This window comes from Lederbergia sp. NSJ-179, assembly GCF_022867885.1.
Classification (GTDB): domain Bacteria; phylum Bacillota; class Bacilli; order Bacillales; family Bacillaceae_C; genus Lederbergia.
The window spans coordinates 53,694-68,732 of the sequence record NZ_JALIFP010000016.1 but is presented as its reverse complement, the minus strand read 5'-3'; the positions used below and the strand labels follow the sequence as shown (position 1 = coordinate 68,732).

Below are 15,039 nucleotides of genomic sequence, written 5' to 3'. Positions count from 1 at the left end.
AAGTGTGTCAATATTCTTCTTCCGTAAAGCCAAAATCACGTAGATGGAACGCTTTGTTACGCCAATCTTTTTGAACTTTTACCCATAATTCTAAATAAACTTTTGATCCGAGTAATCTTTCAATGTCCTCTCTTGCCCGTCTTCCAATTTCCTTCAACATTTTCCCTTGCTTTCCAATGATAATCCCTTTTTGAGAATCCCGTTCAACCACAATGGTCGCCATGATATCAATGATTTCCTGTTCTTGTCGGTGTTCCATTTTATCCATCATAACGGCAAGGGAATGTGGAACCTCTTCTCTTGTTAAATGAAGCGCTTTCTCACGGATTAACTCTGATACAATGAATCTTTCCGGGTGATCGGTAACCTGATCAGCAGGATAATATTGTGGCCCCTCCTCCAGTCGCTCCTGAATTTGTTCCAGTAGGCGAGCAACATTATTTCCCTCTATCGCTGAAATAGGAATAATTTCTGCAAAATCATATTTCCCTTGATACTCATCTATAATGGTTAAAAGGGCATCTGGACGGACGAGATCGATTTTATTAATGACGAGAAATACAGGTGTTTCGACTCCCTTTAATTTCTCTAGAATAAATTCCTCTCCCCGGCCGAAACCTTCCTCAGCATTGACCATAAATAAAATAATATCTACTTCTTTTAATGCATTTACGGCAATCTTCATCATAAAGTCGCCTAATTTATGCTTTGGTTTATGAATGCCTGGTGTATCTATAAAAATCATTTGTGAATCATTTGTCGTTAAAACGCCTTGGACTTTATTTCTTGTAGTTTGTGGTTTATCACTCATAATCGCAATTTTTTGACCAATGACACGATTAAGAAATGTAGATTTTCCCACATTTGGTCTTCCAATTATGGAAATGAAACCGGATTTAAATGCTGCTTGATCTTGAGTTTGATTCATCGTGTATATCCTCCGCTGTAAATGCAAATGGCAATAATTCTTCAGCTTTTATTCGTTTTTGCTTTCCTTGAAGATTCGTTAGAACAATTTCCATATCCCTAGGGCAAAACTCGGCGATCACTTGACGGCATGCGCCACATGGAGGAACCGGTCTATCTGTATCCGCAATCACGGCCAACCGGGTAAATTCTTGATCCCCTTCTGAAATGGCCTTAAAGATGGCCGTTCTCTCTGCACAATTCGTCATCCCATAGGAGGCATTTTCAATATTACAGCCCGTATAAATCTTCCCGTCTTTTGTTAATAGTGCTGCGCCAACAGGAAATTTAGAATAGGGAACATACGCCCTTTCTCTTGCTAGTTTTGCTGCCTTTACCAGTTGCTCCACCTTCAATTAAGTTCTCCTCATCTTTCATAACTTATTTTACTACATTTTCATAATAAAGTTATCATTTTCCAGAAAGTTTTTTGAACATTTCCATATTAGTGTAGGAATCGCTGCACATTTATTTTACCGCACCTTCTCTTCACATTCAAATATTGCCACAGTTTTTTTAAAAATTAATGAAAAAACCTGTTATTCATTGTTGAAAGAATAACAGGTTCCTTAAGATAATAGTTCCCAAATTTTTGGACCTAATATGAGAAATCCGATTAAAACGGCCATTAAAGTATAGATCAGCACCGCTGCAGCGGCTAAATCCTTTGCCTGCTTCGCCAAAGGAAGGATTTTGTCTGTAGATAAATCAACAGCCCTTTCCATAGCGGAATTTACAAGCTCCAAAGCCATTACACCGAAAATGGAGATCATCATAAAGATCCATTCTATCTTATCGAGTTGTAGAAAAAAGGAGAGTATGATCACAAATAAAGCTGCAAAAATATGAATTTGGAAATTCTTTTCTGATTTTGCTGCAAACCGAATCCCTTGGATCGCATATTTAAATGCTAATATTAAGCGCATCACTGAAAATCGCCCATTACCTCTCAAGACCAAAACCTGCCAATATTTCATTTTGTCTAGCGAACATTCGCTTTTCATCCTCTTCATTCATATGATCGTACCCGAGCAAATGTAAGAAACCATGAACAGCTAGAAAACCTAGTTCCCTCTCAAATGAATGTCCATATTCATTTGCCTGCTCACCCACCCGATCAAGAGAAATAACAATATCCCCAAGAACGCGGGGAAGATGGGCTCCTTGAATAGAAATTTCACCCTCTCCGCTTTCTTCAAGGGCAAATGAAATAACATCTGTCACTTGGTCCTTTCCACGATATTCCTTGTTCATCGCTTGTATTTTTTGATTAGACACAAACGTCAACGATACTTCTGCATCTTGATCCATTTGCTCTATTTGAGCTGCATATGTCAAAAGCCTTTTTACAATGATCAAATGTTCCTTTGATAATTGTCCAGTTTCATCCATAGCATCAATTACTAGTCCCACTATCGATCACCTTCTGCTGTTTTATGTCAGGATACTCAATACGTGAATGGAATATTCCATTTAACGTCTCACAAAATACTTTTTTTATCTTTTCAATCTCTTTTAAAGTTAGATCACATTCATTAAATTGTCCATCAAGCAGCTTATCTTGTGCAATTTGGTGAACAAGAGTACGTATTTCATCCGGTGTAGGATTTGTTTTGGAACGAACAGCCGCTTCCACACTATCTGCCATACTGATTACAGCTATTTCTTTTGTTTGTGGTTTTGGTCCTGGATAGCGGTAATCACTCTCATGAACGTTTTCATCTTTTTTCTTTGCCTTATAGTAAAAGAATTTTAAAAGGCTTGTTCCATGATGTTGTTCGGCAATATCGACAATTTCTTTTGGCATTTTATGCTTTCTCAATTCCGCCGCCCCATCTGTTGTATGCGCCAATATAATATCTCTGCTCGTTTCAGGAGGCAGTTTGTCATGCGGGTTCTCGATATTCAATTGATTTTCAATAAAAAAAGGTGGTCTTTTTGTCTTCCCGATATCATGATAATAACACCCCACTCTTGCCAAAAGGCCATTGGCGCCAATCGCTTCACAAGCTGATTCAGCTAGATTCGCCACCATTACACTATGATGATAGGTTCCTGGTGTTTCTGTCAATAACTTTTTTAATAATGGATGGTTGGGATTAGAAAGCTCAATTAATCTCATCGTCGATAAAATTCCGAATCCCGCTTCGAAGAATGGCAATAAGCCAATCGCAAATACAGCAGAGAGTAACCCTGAAACGACCGCATATAGAACGTAATATAAGTATTCTGTTGGTGTATACTGCCCACTTCCCCCGAACATTAGAAAAAAGATCAGCAGTAGATTGATCAATGAAACAAAAATCCCCGCACGCAAAATATGATTTCTTTCATTACGGCCTGATAGAAATAAAACACCTGCCAATCCACTAAACAGAATATAAATCGCTACTTCTACGTTAACGGCTCCAGAGATGCCATCGTGAAATACAATACTTCCACATGCAGCTAGCATGATGGTCATAATGAGTGCAAAGCGTTCATTCATTAATATTTTGATTAACATTGGGGCCATTGCTGCTGGAAAGATATAAGCAATATCACTTAGTTCAGCATCCATTAACCCAATGATTTTCATGATCACTAAAGAACAAATAAAAATAAAACTCGAAAGCAATAAATAATTTTGTTTCTTCTCTTCAGGCAAATCTACTCTGGAAAAATACGTGTAGACTGTACCAATGACAAGGATGACAAATAGAGCAAGTCCAATTAATGGCTTCATCGTTGGATTACTTTTTAATAAACCTAATAGTTCTAATTGTCGATAGGTATCCCGATCAATTAAATGTCCTTCTTGAACAACAATTTGCCCTTGTAAAATTTTCACAGGTTCTACTTCTGCCATTGCTTGTTTTTTTCTTTCTTCCGTCAAATCGGCATCATATAGATCATTCGGCACAATCGCATATTGCCCAAGTTCCTCTCCCGCTTTTTCCATTTCCTCAGATAGACCAGCCGATTTAATTTGATCCACAACACGCTTCTTCGTATCGTTTAATCCCTCATCTCGGATTTTCTCATTCATTGCTGATTCAACATACTGGATGACGATATTCTTTGTTTTTTGTAAATCCGTTTCATTTGCCTGTAAAAGAGAAATTAAAATGGCATCAGAAATCGAGTCCGTAATATCCTCTGAAACATTCTCCGTCAATTTCGATTTTAAGACTTTCAATCTGTCCTCTATGGGAATCTCTTTTTTTGTATCCTTTTCCTTTTTCTCCTCTGTATTTTCCGTTTGCTCTGAGGCATGATTGGTTTCAGAAACAAAATCAAAAATAGAGGTTAGCAAAGAAACTCGATTTTGTGCCATCTCTTTTTTGAAAACGTATACTTTATCCACAGCTTCCGCTGCCTTTTCACGTTCCTCAGCTGTCTTCATTTCATCTTCAATCGTTTTCGGTGAACGAATTGTTTTATCAGCCACTTGAAACTTTTCCATATCATAGGTCTCTGGCTTCATATTATGGTAAAGGATAAGCAAAAGTACGATAGCTAAAAGACAATAAATCAATGCTGTAAACACTTTATAGCTTAAAAAAGATCGAATTTTACTTATATATTCATGAAAGTTCATAATGACCTCCATCCCCGTAAATTGCTGATGGGTACATTCAGCTAACTAAAATGATAGCAGTTTTTTGCGAGGAAAGCATTATATTTACGGAAAAATATAACGAGCTGTTTGACAAAAAAAGTCAAAACAGCTCAGATTGGCGTATTAAGATCTCGGTAATTGGTCATTTAATTCATAAGCTTGAATGATTCGAGAAACAAGTGGATGACGTACAACATCACTTTGATTCAAGTGGATGATCGAGATTCCCTTTACATCTTTTAAAATAAGCTCGGCTGCCATTAATCCGGAAGTTACTCCCTTTGGTAAATCCACTTGGCTTGAATCTCCGGTAATGACCATTTTAGACTCAAACCCGAGTCTCGTCAGAAACATTTTCATTTGCGCCTGAGTGGTATTCTGCGCCTCATCTAGTATAACGAAGGCATCATCTAATGTCCTGCCTCGCATATAAGCAAGAGGCGCTATTTCAATCGTTCCTCGATCTATTAGACGTTGTGTATGCTCTACCCCTAATACATCATTCAGAGCATCATATAAAGGACGCAGATAGGGATCCACCTTTTCTTTTAAATCGCCCGGCAAAAAGCCAAGACTTTCTCCTGCCTCTATAGCTGGACGCGTCAAAATGATTTTATTCACTTGGTTCTTTTTCAGAGCGTTTACAGCCATCACAACAGCCAAATAGGTTTTTCCCGTTCCCGCCGGCCCAATGCCAAATACGAGATCATATTTACGAATGGCATCGATATAATGACGCTGACCTAAAGTCTTTACACGAATAGCCTTCCCCTTTGTGTTTCGGGTAATCTCTTCCTCAAACAGCTCTGCAAAGTATTCAATTTTCCCTGCCTTTGCCATTTTGGAAGCATACGCTACATCTCTTTCACTTACTCGGATTCCTTTCCTAATCACTTTAAGTAACTGTTTAATGATTTGTGCAATCTTTTCGGTATTTGTTGGGTCTCCTGAAATCGTCATCGTTTCCCCGCGAGTCACAATGGAAACATCCCATTGTTCCTCAAGTAATCGAATATGGTTATCAGCATTTCCTAATAAAACATATGCTTCTTCTGCATTTTCTAGGTTAATCTTTGCTGTTGTAGTTTCTTCAGACATTCGTTAGTCTCCTTGAATGATCGGTTTTTCGATGGCGATATTTTCAATCACCTGAAAATTAATTGATAATGTAACTTTACCATGCTCTACTTTGTCTTGCAAAATTATTTCCTTATCGATCTGTGCATCAGGGGGAATCTTCATTTTCACATCTCTTCTTGCTAATTCTTTGGCTGCTTCCAATGCTTCCTTTTCGTTTAGATTGCGCTGTATTTCTTCTTTTTCTCGAATCGTTTTTTTGGAATATTGAATAGGAAGTTTCTTACCTAGAAAAAAGAGATCCCTATTTTCCACTTCGGTTTCATACTTTGAAAACGGGATCTTGCTAAACCCCCAAATGGGTAGATGAAGCTTGCCCATTTTCAATGAATATTTCCTCATTTCTTTCCCATTTAAAACCTGCAGAGGCGTATCAAGTGGAAATGTAACCTTGGTATTATACCATGTATATCCCCATACCTCTCCTTTTGCAATGACTCGCAATGGTTTTTCTTCTTGTCCAATTTCTCCGGAAACAAGAATTTGTCCCTTTTCTACAAATTGATCTCTTTTTACAAGCGCTTTTCCCTTTTCAACAAACATCCTTGCAATGACAGCTTTTTTATTGGCCACTAAGTGGCGTGGGCTTGCTTGCTCTGTTCCTTCTGGTTCCGTTTTCTGAACCACTTGAAAGTGATAAGTTGTCCCTTTTAATTCAACACCAACCCACGTAATATTATCAATTTTTTCTGTCAGCTTTTTTTGAATGATATCTGGTTTTTCTGCAAATAAATGCATCGATCCTGTCACAATCCCTAAATCGGTTAATTCCTTCCTAATCTTATGTTCTGTTTCCGGGTCTGCTCCTTTAATCTGGATTCCCCAAGTGATATTAGATAAAAATAAAATTAAGGCAAAAAACAACAAAATACCGATAAGAAAACCACTATTTTTTAGTGTTCTCTTCCACAGGAATGGCATTCCTTCTCCCCGGATAAAATATAGTGAACAATCCGCTTTCCTTGCAACATGTCGTAATTTTTGCAAATCAGGCCAGGTGATATAAAAAAACACGGTTCCTTGGTGATCCCTTTTCACATTCCAAATACTTATTCCAGAACGAGCAAGACGATTTAATAAACGTTCCATTCCTTGTCCTGTTGCCTTTACTAATACTCTGCCAGTCAAAAATGTGATCCACTGATTTTTCAACCATGCCACTCCCTATTCATTCAAATAATGAACTTCCTCTATATGACCCTCAAGCAGAATTTCTTCTGGAAGAATGGTTTTAAGCACAAATGATTTTCCCTTTATCAATAATTGCCCCTGTTTAAGGAGTAAACGCAATTCATTATCTTTAAAAACAAGAAGGCCTTTATGGTTTTCAATGTAAATATGTAGATTTCCCACCATCGTCACTCTTGGAAGATCCATCATAATATCTGCGGGAAGTTCCATTTTGGATGTCATCCAATTTCTAACTTTCTTTGACCATTTTTTACTCACAATAAAGAACCCCCTTTCCACTCATGTGTATGAGTAAAAAGAGGGTTTCATCACTGGTTTTTGATTGAATAGGTGAGAAAACAAATCACAAGTTAATGGGAGTCTTATATTTTCCTTCGTTGATAAGGTTTTTTTGCTCTTGGTGGTCCCAGAACTTCAGACATAATCATTCCATTTAAAATATTTTCTTTCTTTACCTGAAATTCTGGTAATCGCTCTTTATGAGCATTCGTTTTTGTCTGAATGGTTTTTGCCTTTTTTCGATGTAGTTCTTCGTTTCTATATAACTCCTTCAGTTTTACTTCCATTTCTTCTTTTTGTTTATAAATATCTGGCTGATTTTTCAATTGATCGGCCGCTTCTTTTAAACTTTTTGCCTGTGTCATTTGTTCAAAAGAGGCAGGTTTTTCGTGTGCTTCTTCATTCATTTGAACAGGACGTTGAACAGGTCTTGGGTGCTCCTGCTGCTGTTGTTGGTTTTTTAGCTTACCTCGATTAAAGAATAAACCCACAAGCGCTATAATAATAAAGAGTATAAATTGTTCCACAGGAGTTCCCCCCTTTCGTTAGGGATCTTACTGATCCTTATGGTCATTCTTTGGATTAGACATTCTTCCAATCGAATCTCTCATATCTGTATCGGCATCAATATTCTTAAGGGAATAATAATCCATCACACCCAGTTTTCCTGATTTCAAAGCTTCTGACATCGCTAATGGTACTTCTGCCTCTGCTTCGACAACTTTTGCCCTCATTTCCTCGACTCGGGCTTTCATCTCTTGCTCGTTGGCTACCGCCATTGCTCTTCTTTCCTCTGCCTTCGCTTGGGCAATCTTCTTATCTGCTTCCGCTTGGTCTGTTTGCAAGTGAGCACCAATGTTTTTACCGATATCCACATCAGCAATATCAATCGAAAGAATCTCAAAGGCTGTTCCAGAGTCTAACCCTTTTGTTAAAACTGTTTTAGAAATCATATCAGGATTTTCCAAAACTTTTTTATGGTTATTACTGGAACCAATCGTGGATACAACCCCTTCACCGACACGGGCGATTACCGTATCTTCCCCAGCACCACCGACAAGGCGGTCAATATTCGCACGAACCGTAATACGCGCTTTTGCTTTTACTTCTATCCCGTCCATTGCTACACCGGCGATAAAAGGTGTTTCAATCACTTTCGGATTCACACTCATTTGTACGGCTTCTAATACATTTCGTCCGGCAAGATCAATCGCAGCTGCACGTTCAAATGTTAGTTCAATATTCGCACGTTGTGCTGCAATCAAGGCATTTACGACCCGATCTACATTACCGCCTGCCAAATAATGACTTTCTAATTGATTCGTTGTGACTTGCAGACCCGCTTTATGTGCTTTAATTAAAGGGTTGACCACCCTGCCAGGAATGACACGTCGTAATCTCATTCCAATTAAAGTGACAATCCCAATTTTCACTCCGGCTGCTAAGGCCGAGATCCACAGTCCAATCGGTACAAAAGTAAATAATACTAATAGAACAATAATACCAATGGCAATGGCGACCAATAATAAAATTATATCAGGACTCATATGATTTCCTCCTCTGTTTCATTCTATATTTTGCGAACGACAATTCTTGAACCTTCTGCTTTAATAATTTTCACCTTTGTTTTTGCTTCAATATAACTACTTTCAGCTACAACATCTAGCCGCTCATCGTCCACCACGACTGTACCGGATGGCCTTAAATCAGTTAACGCAATTCCTTCTCGACCAATTAGATCAAGCCGATTGACATTGGATACATAACCGCTCTCTGTATTGGTAGAATCTGTTAAAATGAGTTTTTTGAAAAATTTCATTCGTTTACCAAACACCTTTATCATTATAATGATGGCCACCACGGCAAGAAATAGTGCGATAATCACAGAAATCGCCATATAAGCAGTATTCTGCCCTGCCATAATAATACTGCCGATAATCGCTACCGCTCCCAAAAGTCCGGCAATTCCTCCCGGGAGAAAAAACTCTGCTACAATCAAAATGAGACCAAGAACAAAAAGGATCATCGATTCATAACCTGCCAAACCGGCAATGTAATGACCATAAAAGAAAAGTAGCAATGCCGTCAATCCCATTCCACCTGCTACGCCAAATCCTGGCGTATAAAGCTCCACTACAAGACCTAAACTAGCAACAGATAATAGAATGGGGACAACTACCGGATTCGTAACCAACTTTGCTAATGACTCCGCAAAAGTACTTGAAACGGTTTGATAATCTGATCCTTCATATCCTAATGTCGCTAAAAGCTCATCCATATTTTTGATTGTGCCCTTTGAATAACCTACTTTTAAGGCATTATCAGCATCTAAGGTTAACAGATCTCCTTCTTTTTTTAATTTTGGAAGTGAGACATCTCCGATCGCCATCGCTTTCGCAATTTCAGGATCTCTTCCTTTTTGCTTGGCAGCGCCTTCCATTGCAGCAATCCACATACTCTCCGCTTTTTTTCCAGCCGTATTGCCATCTTGATTAATAATGGCGGAAGCACCCATCGTTGCATTGGGTGTCATATAAATTTCATCCGTATGAAGGGCAATATACGAGCCTGCAGATAGTGCCCGTGAGTCTATATATGTCACGGTTTTTATATCTTTATCTGTATTTAGAATCCGACTGCCAATGTCCATTGCCGCATCCACTGCACCACCCGGGGTGTTCATATCAAAAATAATCACATCAGCCTTTGCTTCCTCCGCTTCATTGATTGCACGGTCAAGATATTTAGTTAGGCCTTTTGTAACATCTTCTTTGATCGGGATGACATAAACATCAGCCTCTTTCCCTTCCGCGGAGACAGGTACAATGGCAAGAATGGCTGCTAAAGAGAGACAGATGGCAATCAAAACTTTCCTCATCATTCTTCCCCCTTTCCGAAACGTATATAATCATTTATACGGATAAGACAAAGAAAAGGATTCAAAAAAGATACGTTTGTGATTAAGAAAAGTTTCAATCGATTCGCGATTGAGATGTGAAAAAAAGCTGACAAGCTATTTGCTTATCAGCTTCTTAGGGTTCTATCATTGTAAGAACTCATTTTCATTTACTATGATAAATGTTTTTGAACAAGTTTGCTAACCAATGAACCATCCGCTTTACCTTTTACCTTTGGCATCAGTACACCCATCACCTTTCCCATATCAGATTTAGAAGAGGCCTTGGTTTCCGCAATAGCTGCGGCGACAATCGCTTCCAATTCTTCTTCATTCAATTGGGCAGGCATGTATTCTTGTACAAAAACAAGTTCGCTTTGAATTTTTGCTACGAGATCCTCACGACCCGCTTTTTCAAATTCATGGAGGGAGTCCTTGCGTTGTTTCACTTCACGAGAAAGAACTGTCAATTCTTCATCCTCGGTCAATTGTTTTTTGCCGAGCTTAATGGCTTCATTTTGAATAGCTGCTTTCAGCATTCGAACGACAGAGAGTCTGTCTTTTTCTTTGCTTTTCATCGCTTGTTTCATATCTTCATTTAATTGGTCATGAAGACTCATGATCGCACCCTCTTTAATACTTCCGTTTTCTTGCTGCTTCTGACTTTTTCTTGCGTCTCACGCTTGGTTTTTCATAAAATTCGCGCTTTCTATATTCTTGCAAAGTACCAGTTTTAGAAACTGTACGTTTAAAGCGGCGAAGAGCATCTTCAAGCGATTCGTTTTTACGAACAACTGTTTTTGACATTTCTCTTTCCCTCCCTCCGAACATAACAATCACATGTTCATACACGGTAACCCATGTACCATGCAATTATATAATAAGGTGAATATATGGTCAACAATCTTTCATTTTAAGTTTACCGATTTTCATTAGATGTGATTCATCAACCAGACATTTTCGAAACAAGAAATCGTTGGATTGATTTTTTTTACACATTTTATGCAATATAATTAACGTGCGGTCAGGCACATTTTTTATAAAGGTTAGTGATGGGATGAAGATGTTGATTTCCGTTTTGGCTGGACGCTTTCCGCGGGGCGTGTCTTGAGCCGCTTCGTCGCTTCGCTCCTGCAGGGTCTCAAGCTGCACGCTCATTCCCGCAGGAGTCGCCAGCCGCCACTCCAATCAACGCATTTCTAAAAGGGTATGCATCTTCACTAGAATCATTTTCCCGCCTTTAAGTGAAGGAATTTCGACAGCGATATGGGAAACCTTCAACTCATACGTCTTTCCTTTGATTTCTGCTCGAAAATTGATTTTCCCCTTTCTTCTAAGAGATGAATCGCATACCTTCAATTTCTTATTTTGATAGTGCAAATAACGATTTTTCTTCATTTGAGTAATAAAATGATCTTCCTGCCCAAAAGATGAATTTATGTTAAAATAGAGTAAGGTATATGAATATAACAAATTTTTCAGATTTTATTTTTGCGAAATGGATTTTTAAAGTAAGGAGGCAGTTATGAAAATACAAGCGTGGATTATTTCTATATCTGTTCTTTTAGAGATTATTTTCTTCTTGACCCTTACTGATCTCTCTTGGAAACTCCAACAGTTTCAAGAAAATACTGTAGATTCAATTTCTGTTGACAATGTTGTTGTGCAAATCACTATTTATGGTATTTTATTTGGTATTTTCTTAAACTGGCGGGAAATTTCTTTAATTATTACCGGGAGGGTTTCATTCAATTGGTTCCCAGCGGTTATTTCAGTTCTTCTGCTTGTTCTTGTCTTTATCCCCTATCATAATTGGATCTCTTGGTATGGAGTTCAGACGAACAGTTGGATATCTTTTATTATGGAAAGCATTCTCGCAAGGATTCTTATTTCGGTTTTTACTGGCATTTTATTCGTCCGCTCTTTTGTAAATAATTAACTACAACTGAGAAAGTAAAATGGGGCTGGGACAAAACTCCAGTAAAAAAAATTAAGGCGTTGGAGCTTACACTAAAAAAGTGTGACCCCCACGCCTTTTTTGTCGTTATTTTAGTAAACAAGAAGGACACCTTTTTATAAAATTAAAGTGACCAAACAATAATTTTGGAGGTGCCCTTATGTTTAAACATTATACCATGAACCAAGTAGTTTTGCTGCTAGATTTAGAAATTAAATTGAAAGAAAACGCTATTGCCTTAGCGATCAATGATCTTGTCCAGAGTATTCCGGAAGAGGCTTTCGAGGATTTCATACGACAAACCGTGAAAAATGAATTAGCACTTGCATTGATGGCGGTGAACTTGAGAAAAAGCCCCGCCATGAACGGTAAAATCGTGATGGAGATGGGGAAATCTCTCAACAAAGGTTCCAAGCAAATTTTTATTGCTTGGAACCTTTTTATTTTACTATTTCTGGCTTGTTATGTCCTAGCCTCTTAGGGCGAAACTACAATTACTCTTGCCCAAGGTATTTTTTTAAATATTTTTGCTGATTTTTCATAAAATCTTCGTGAGTGGTCTCTAAAACAATCTCCCCATCAGCATTTTTTAGGGTTACGGGTGTATCAGGATCAATGGGTTCTGTTTTTTGATTCTTCATTCTTTCTTGCATATGCGCTTCTGAATAATTTGGTTCGTTGTCCTTCTGGTTATTTGCAAGGGCACTTGACGATGCAAGTCCAAGCAATAAAACGACTGTTACTATCATTAACAATGAGCCAATTTTCTTCATTAACTTTTCCACCTTTCTGAACTAATTCATTATTACAGTACTAGAAGAACTAAAATGCGCCAATGTTGCCGTTCCAGCTCTTTCACCTGTTATGAATTGAGTAGAATTACCATCGAGAGTACGCCAATTGTAAGTTCCCCCTCCACCTGTCCAGTTAAACACTACTTGTGAACATCCTTCTTCACCTGGATATAGTAGATCTGAAGTTGTCGGCTCACCATAATAGACGGTAATATCTACGTGAGTACTATCGACATTAGATACCGTGTAACTAGTTACATCATGGCATCGAGTTATATTATTTACACCAGTAAAATTCATCTTATTAGGATCCCATCCTACTTTATATAAAAAGGCTCGATTTTCAGACGACTTGTTAGTTAGATAATTGTTTGCGTATACAGTATTACCATTACTCACGTTGGTTGGTCCATTATTAATATATACTTCCTGAATATTATTTGATCCCGAAGCAGAGTAAGTGTCAGTGGTCGCATTATAGGTCATGGTGAGGTTCGTTGCAGCAAAAGCATTAAAATTGAATGAAAAGAAAATCAAACTAAAAAACAGGACTGTAACCGTAATCATTTTCTTCAACACAATTTCCTCCCTCTCCATTTTTATATTTTACAACTTACCTTTGTATTCCTAGAATTTCTCAAGCACCTCCTTTATATGAATCTATTTGACGAATCTACAATCACTATAACATGTCTTAATTATTATTGAAATGAAGATTCAGAAAAATGCGTTTTTTCTACCATCATCCAAAAAAGGACTAATTTCCTATGGTGATTTATTTGAATTATGTGATTGAGTACCTGAATATTTTCTTCGAAATAGTTTTTTCTAGAGTTTTCAAAAATACTATTGTATGGATTATTGATTTTTGATACACACTGATAGTGCTAGATCACTGGAACATTTTTAGATTTTGCCAGCTTCAAACATATCAATATTCGGAAATAACTTGTTGTGTTAATTCATATAACCTCTTGCTCTGGTTTCTAGTATTTAGCGGGAATAGGAGCCGGAAACATATAGTAAATCCTCCTATTTTTTTCGTATCTAATTATTCAATCAAACTGTCTTCTTCTGACCCATTATGGGCCGATTAGATATCACTCAAAAAAAGTGAAACTATCCTTCTACAATAGCGGGTTGATCCTATGCATGACTGTTGAAGGAGTCAACAAACTGCTTGACTGCTTTACAAAACTATAAATTTGCCTAAAATTGTTTTTTCTTATTTGCATGTCTTCCCCATCTCGCCCATATATATAGTCTTAAGGGGGATGGACATGCTGCATGTATTGTTTTTTGCTTTATTAGCAGGTACATTTCTATTAGGTATGACATGGATGAGAATGGGGCTTTTTCATTTGTCAGGTAGCAACATGGAAAACTGGCTACAAAAGTTCACAAACTCTCCATTTATGGGAATGCTAGCAGGAATTGGTATGACAGCCATACTTCAAAGTAGTTCTGCCGTCACCGTCATTGCAGTTGGGCTTGTCTCAGCGAGAATCCTAACATTTCCACAAACAACCGGCATCATTCTTGGTACGAATATCGGGACTACCGTCACTTTAGAATTTCTTACCTTTGATTTAAATCATCTGATCATTCCTTTCATTATTGCAGGAATCCTCTTACAATTCTTTAAAAATACGAAGCTGAAAAGCTGCGGTTATATTTTTCTAGGGATTGCAATCATTTTTGCTGCTATGAACGGATTTGAAATATTAGCCAAATCTATAGAAGATGTTCCGATCATGCAAAGGCTGATTGGTTTAATGAAAGGGAATATTGCCATTTCATTTCTCACCGGGACTTTTTTAACGGCGATCATTCAATCAAGCACCGCTATGACGGGAATCGCTATGACCTTTTTAACTTCCGGGACTTTTGACTTAAATACAGGAATAGCGATTATGATCGGTGCGAACATCGGTACATGTGCGACCGCTTTACTTGCCAGTATAGGTGCGGGAAATGAAGCTAGACTCACAGCCTATGCTCATATTTGGCTAAACTTGGCTGGCGCTCTCCTGTTTTTACCTTTCATTTCTGTTTTAGGACATGTAAGCTCTGTACTTTCCGATGCGCCTGACATGCAACTCGCTCATGCAAGCGTACTATATAATACCGCATGCTCTTTACTTGCTTTACCATTCGCAAAAAAGTTCGGACAATTTATTATATGGCTTCACGGAAAATAAAAGGGAGAGTATGATCA

19 protein-coding genes are annotated in these 15,039 nt (G+C 38.0%); 3 read left to right on the top strand and 16 right to left on the bottom strand.

Annotated elements, in window-relative coordinates; translation table 11 throughout:
* Positions 1–7 precede the first annotated feature (7 nt).
* The 14 genes from era to MUB24_RS13185 all read right to left on the bottom strand — a co-directional run bounded on the left by era (position 8) and on the right by MUB24_RS13185 (position 11,258).
* Positions 8–928: a GTPase Era gene (era, locus tag MUB24_RS13250; RefSeq protein ID WP_244704812.1), complete on the bottom strand. Its 921-nt coding sequence runs from the start codon at positions 926–928 to the stop codon at positions 8–10.
* Positions 897–1,322: a cytidine deaminase gene (locus MUB24_RS13245; RefSeq protein WP_244704810.1), complete on the bottom strand. Its 426-nt coding sequence runs from the start codon at positions 1,320–1,322 to the stop codon at positions 897–899. Before MUB24_RS13245 ends, era begins: the two co-directional genes overlap by 32 nt.
* Before the next feature lie 213 nt (positions 1,323–1,535).
* Complete coding sequence (locus tag MUB24_RS13240) at positions 1,536–1,892, bottom strand: diacylglycerol kinase (RefSeq protein WP_244704807.1); 357 nt, start codon at positions 1,890–1,892, stop codon at positions 1,536–1,538.
* A 16-nt stretch (positions 1,893–1,908) separates the two neighbouring features.
* Positions 1,909–2,379 carry an rRNA maturation RNase YbeY gene (ybeY, locus tag MUB24_RS13235; protein WP_244704805.1) on the bottom strand — a complete coding sequence of 157 codons (471 nt, stop codon included), beginning with the start codon at positions 2,377–2,379 and terminating at the stop codon, positions 1,909–1,911.
* On the bottom strand, positions 2,363–4,546 hold the full coding sequence (locus MUB24_RS13230; protein ID WP_244704803.1) for an HD family phosphohydrolase: 2,184 nt from the start codon (positions 4,544–4,546) through the stop codon (positions 2,363–2,365). Before MUB24_RS13230 ends, ybeY begins: the two co-directional genes overlap by 17 nt.
* 144 nt (positions 4,547–4,690) lie before the next feature.
* Complete coding sequence (locus MUB24_RS13225; protein ID WP_244704801.1) at positions 4,691–5,665, bottom strand: PhoH family protein; 975 nt, start codon at positions 5,663–5,665, stop codon at positions 4,691–4,693.
* Positions 5,666–5,668: 3 nt separating this feature from the next.
* A complete protein-coding gene (yqfD, locus tag MUB24_RS13220) occupies positions 5,669–6,865 on the bottom strand; it encodes a sporulation protein YqfD (RefSeq protein WP_313898449.1) in 1,197 nt (398 codons plus the stop codon).
* 3 nt (positions 6,866–6,868) lie between these two features.
* Complete coding sequence (gene yqfC, locus MUB24_RS13215; protein WP_244704797.1) at positions 6,869–7,153, bottom strand: sporulation protein YqfC; 285 nt, start codon at positions 7,151–7,153, stop codon at positions 6,869–6,871.
* 104 nt (positions 7,154–7,257) lie between these two features.
* Complete coding sequence (locus tag MUB24_RS13210; RefSeq protein WP_244704795.1) at positions 7,258–7,701, bottom strand: hypothetical protein; 444 nt, start codon at positions 7,699–7,701, stop codon at positions 7,258–7,260.
* 27 nt (positions 7,702–7,728) lie between these two features.
* Entirely contained in the window at positions 7,729–8,721 is a 993-nt protein-coding gene (gene floA, locus MUB24_RS13205; RefSeq protein ID WP_244704794.1) for a flotillin-like protein FloA, read from the bottom strand.
* A 23-nt stretch (positions 8,722–8,744) separates the two neighbouring features.
* The gene (locus tag MUB24_RS13200; protein ID WP_244704792.1) at positions 8,745–10,052 is read right to left on the bottom strand and encodes an NfeD family protein; all 1,308 of its coding nucleotides are present in this window, start codon (positions 10,050–10,052) and stop codon (positions 8,745–8,747) included.
* Positions 10,053–10,243: 191 nt separating this feature from the next.
* A complete protein-coding gene (locus MUB24_RS13195) occupies positions 10,244–10,690 on the bottom strand; it encodes a GatB/YqeY domain-containing protein (protein ID WP_244704790.1) in 447 nt (148 codons plus the stop codon).
* A 13-nt stretch (positions 10,691–10,703) separates the two neighbouring features.
* Positions 10,704–10,877, bottom strand: a complete 174-nt coding sequence (gene rpsU, locus MUB24_RS13190; protein ID WP_244704788.1) for a 30S ribosomal protein S21 — start codon at positions 10,875–10,877, stop codon at positions 10,704–10,706.
* A gap of 90 nt (positions 10,878–10,967) precedes the next feature.
* Positions 10,968–11,258 carry a hypothetical protein gene (locus MUB24_RS13185; protein WP_244704786.1) on the bottom strand — a complete coding sequence of 97 codons (291 nt, stop codon included), beginning with the start codon at positions 11,256–11,258 and terminating at the stop codon, positions 10,968–10,970.
* 337 nt (positions 11,259–11,595) lie between these two features.
* On the opposite strand from MUB24_RS13185, the gene MUB24_RS13180 reads away from it, so the two are divergent.
* Entirely contained in the window at positions 11,596–12,009 is a 414-nt protein-coding gene (locus tag MUB24_RS13180) for a hypothetical protein (protein ID WP_244704784.1), read from the top strand.
* A gap of 178 nt (positions 12,010–12,187) precedes the next feature.
* Positions 12,188–12,508 (top strand): hypothetical protein, encoded by a 321-nt coding sequence (locus MUB24_RS13175; RefSeq protein ID WP_244704863.1) that lies wholly within the window; start codon positions 12,188–12,190, stop codon positions 12,506–12,508.
* 13 nt (positions 12,509–12,521) lie between these two features.
* On the opposite strand, the gene MUB24_RS13170 is transcribed toward MUB24_RS13175, so the two are convergent.
* Both MUB24_RS13170 and MUB24_RS13165 read right to left on the bottom strand, forming a co-directional pair.
* The gene (locus MUB24_RS13170) at positions 12,522–12,800 is read right to left on the bottom strand and encodes a hypothetical protein (RefSeq protein WP_244704782.1); all 279 of its coding nucleotides are present in this window, start codon (positions 12,798–12,800) and stop codon (positions 12,522–12,524) included.
* Between the two features lie 21 nt (positions 12,801–12,821).
* Complete coding sequence (locus tag MUB24_RS13165; protein WP_244704780.1) at positions 12,822–13,397, bottom strand: hypothetical protein; 576 nt, start codon at positions 13,395–13,397, stop codon at positions 12,822–12,824.
* A 704-nt stretch (positions 13,398–14,101) separates the two neighbouring features.
* On the opposite strand from MUB24_RS13165, the gene MUB24_RS13160 reads away from it, so the two are divergent.
* Positions 14,102–15,022, top strand: a complete 921-nt coding sequence (locus MUB24_RS13160) for a Na/Pi symporter (RefSeq protein ID WP_244704778.1) — start codon at positions 14,102–14,104, stop codon at positions 15,020–15,022.
* Positions 15,023–15,039 lie beyond the last annotated feature (17 nt).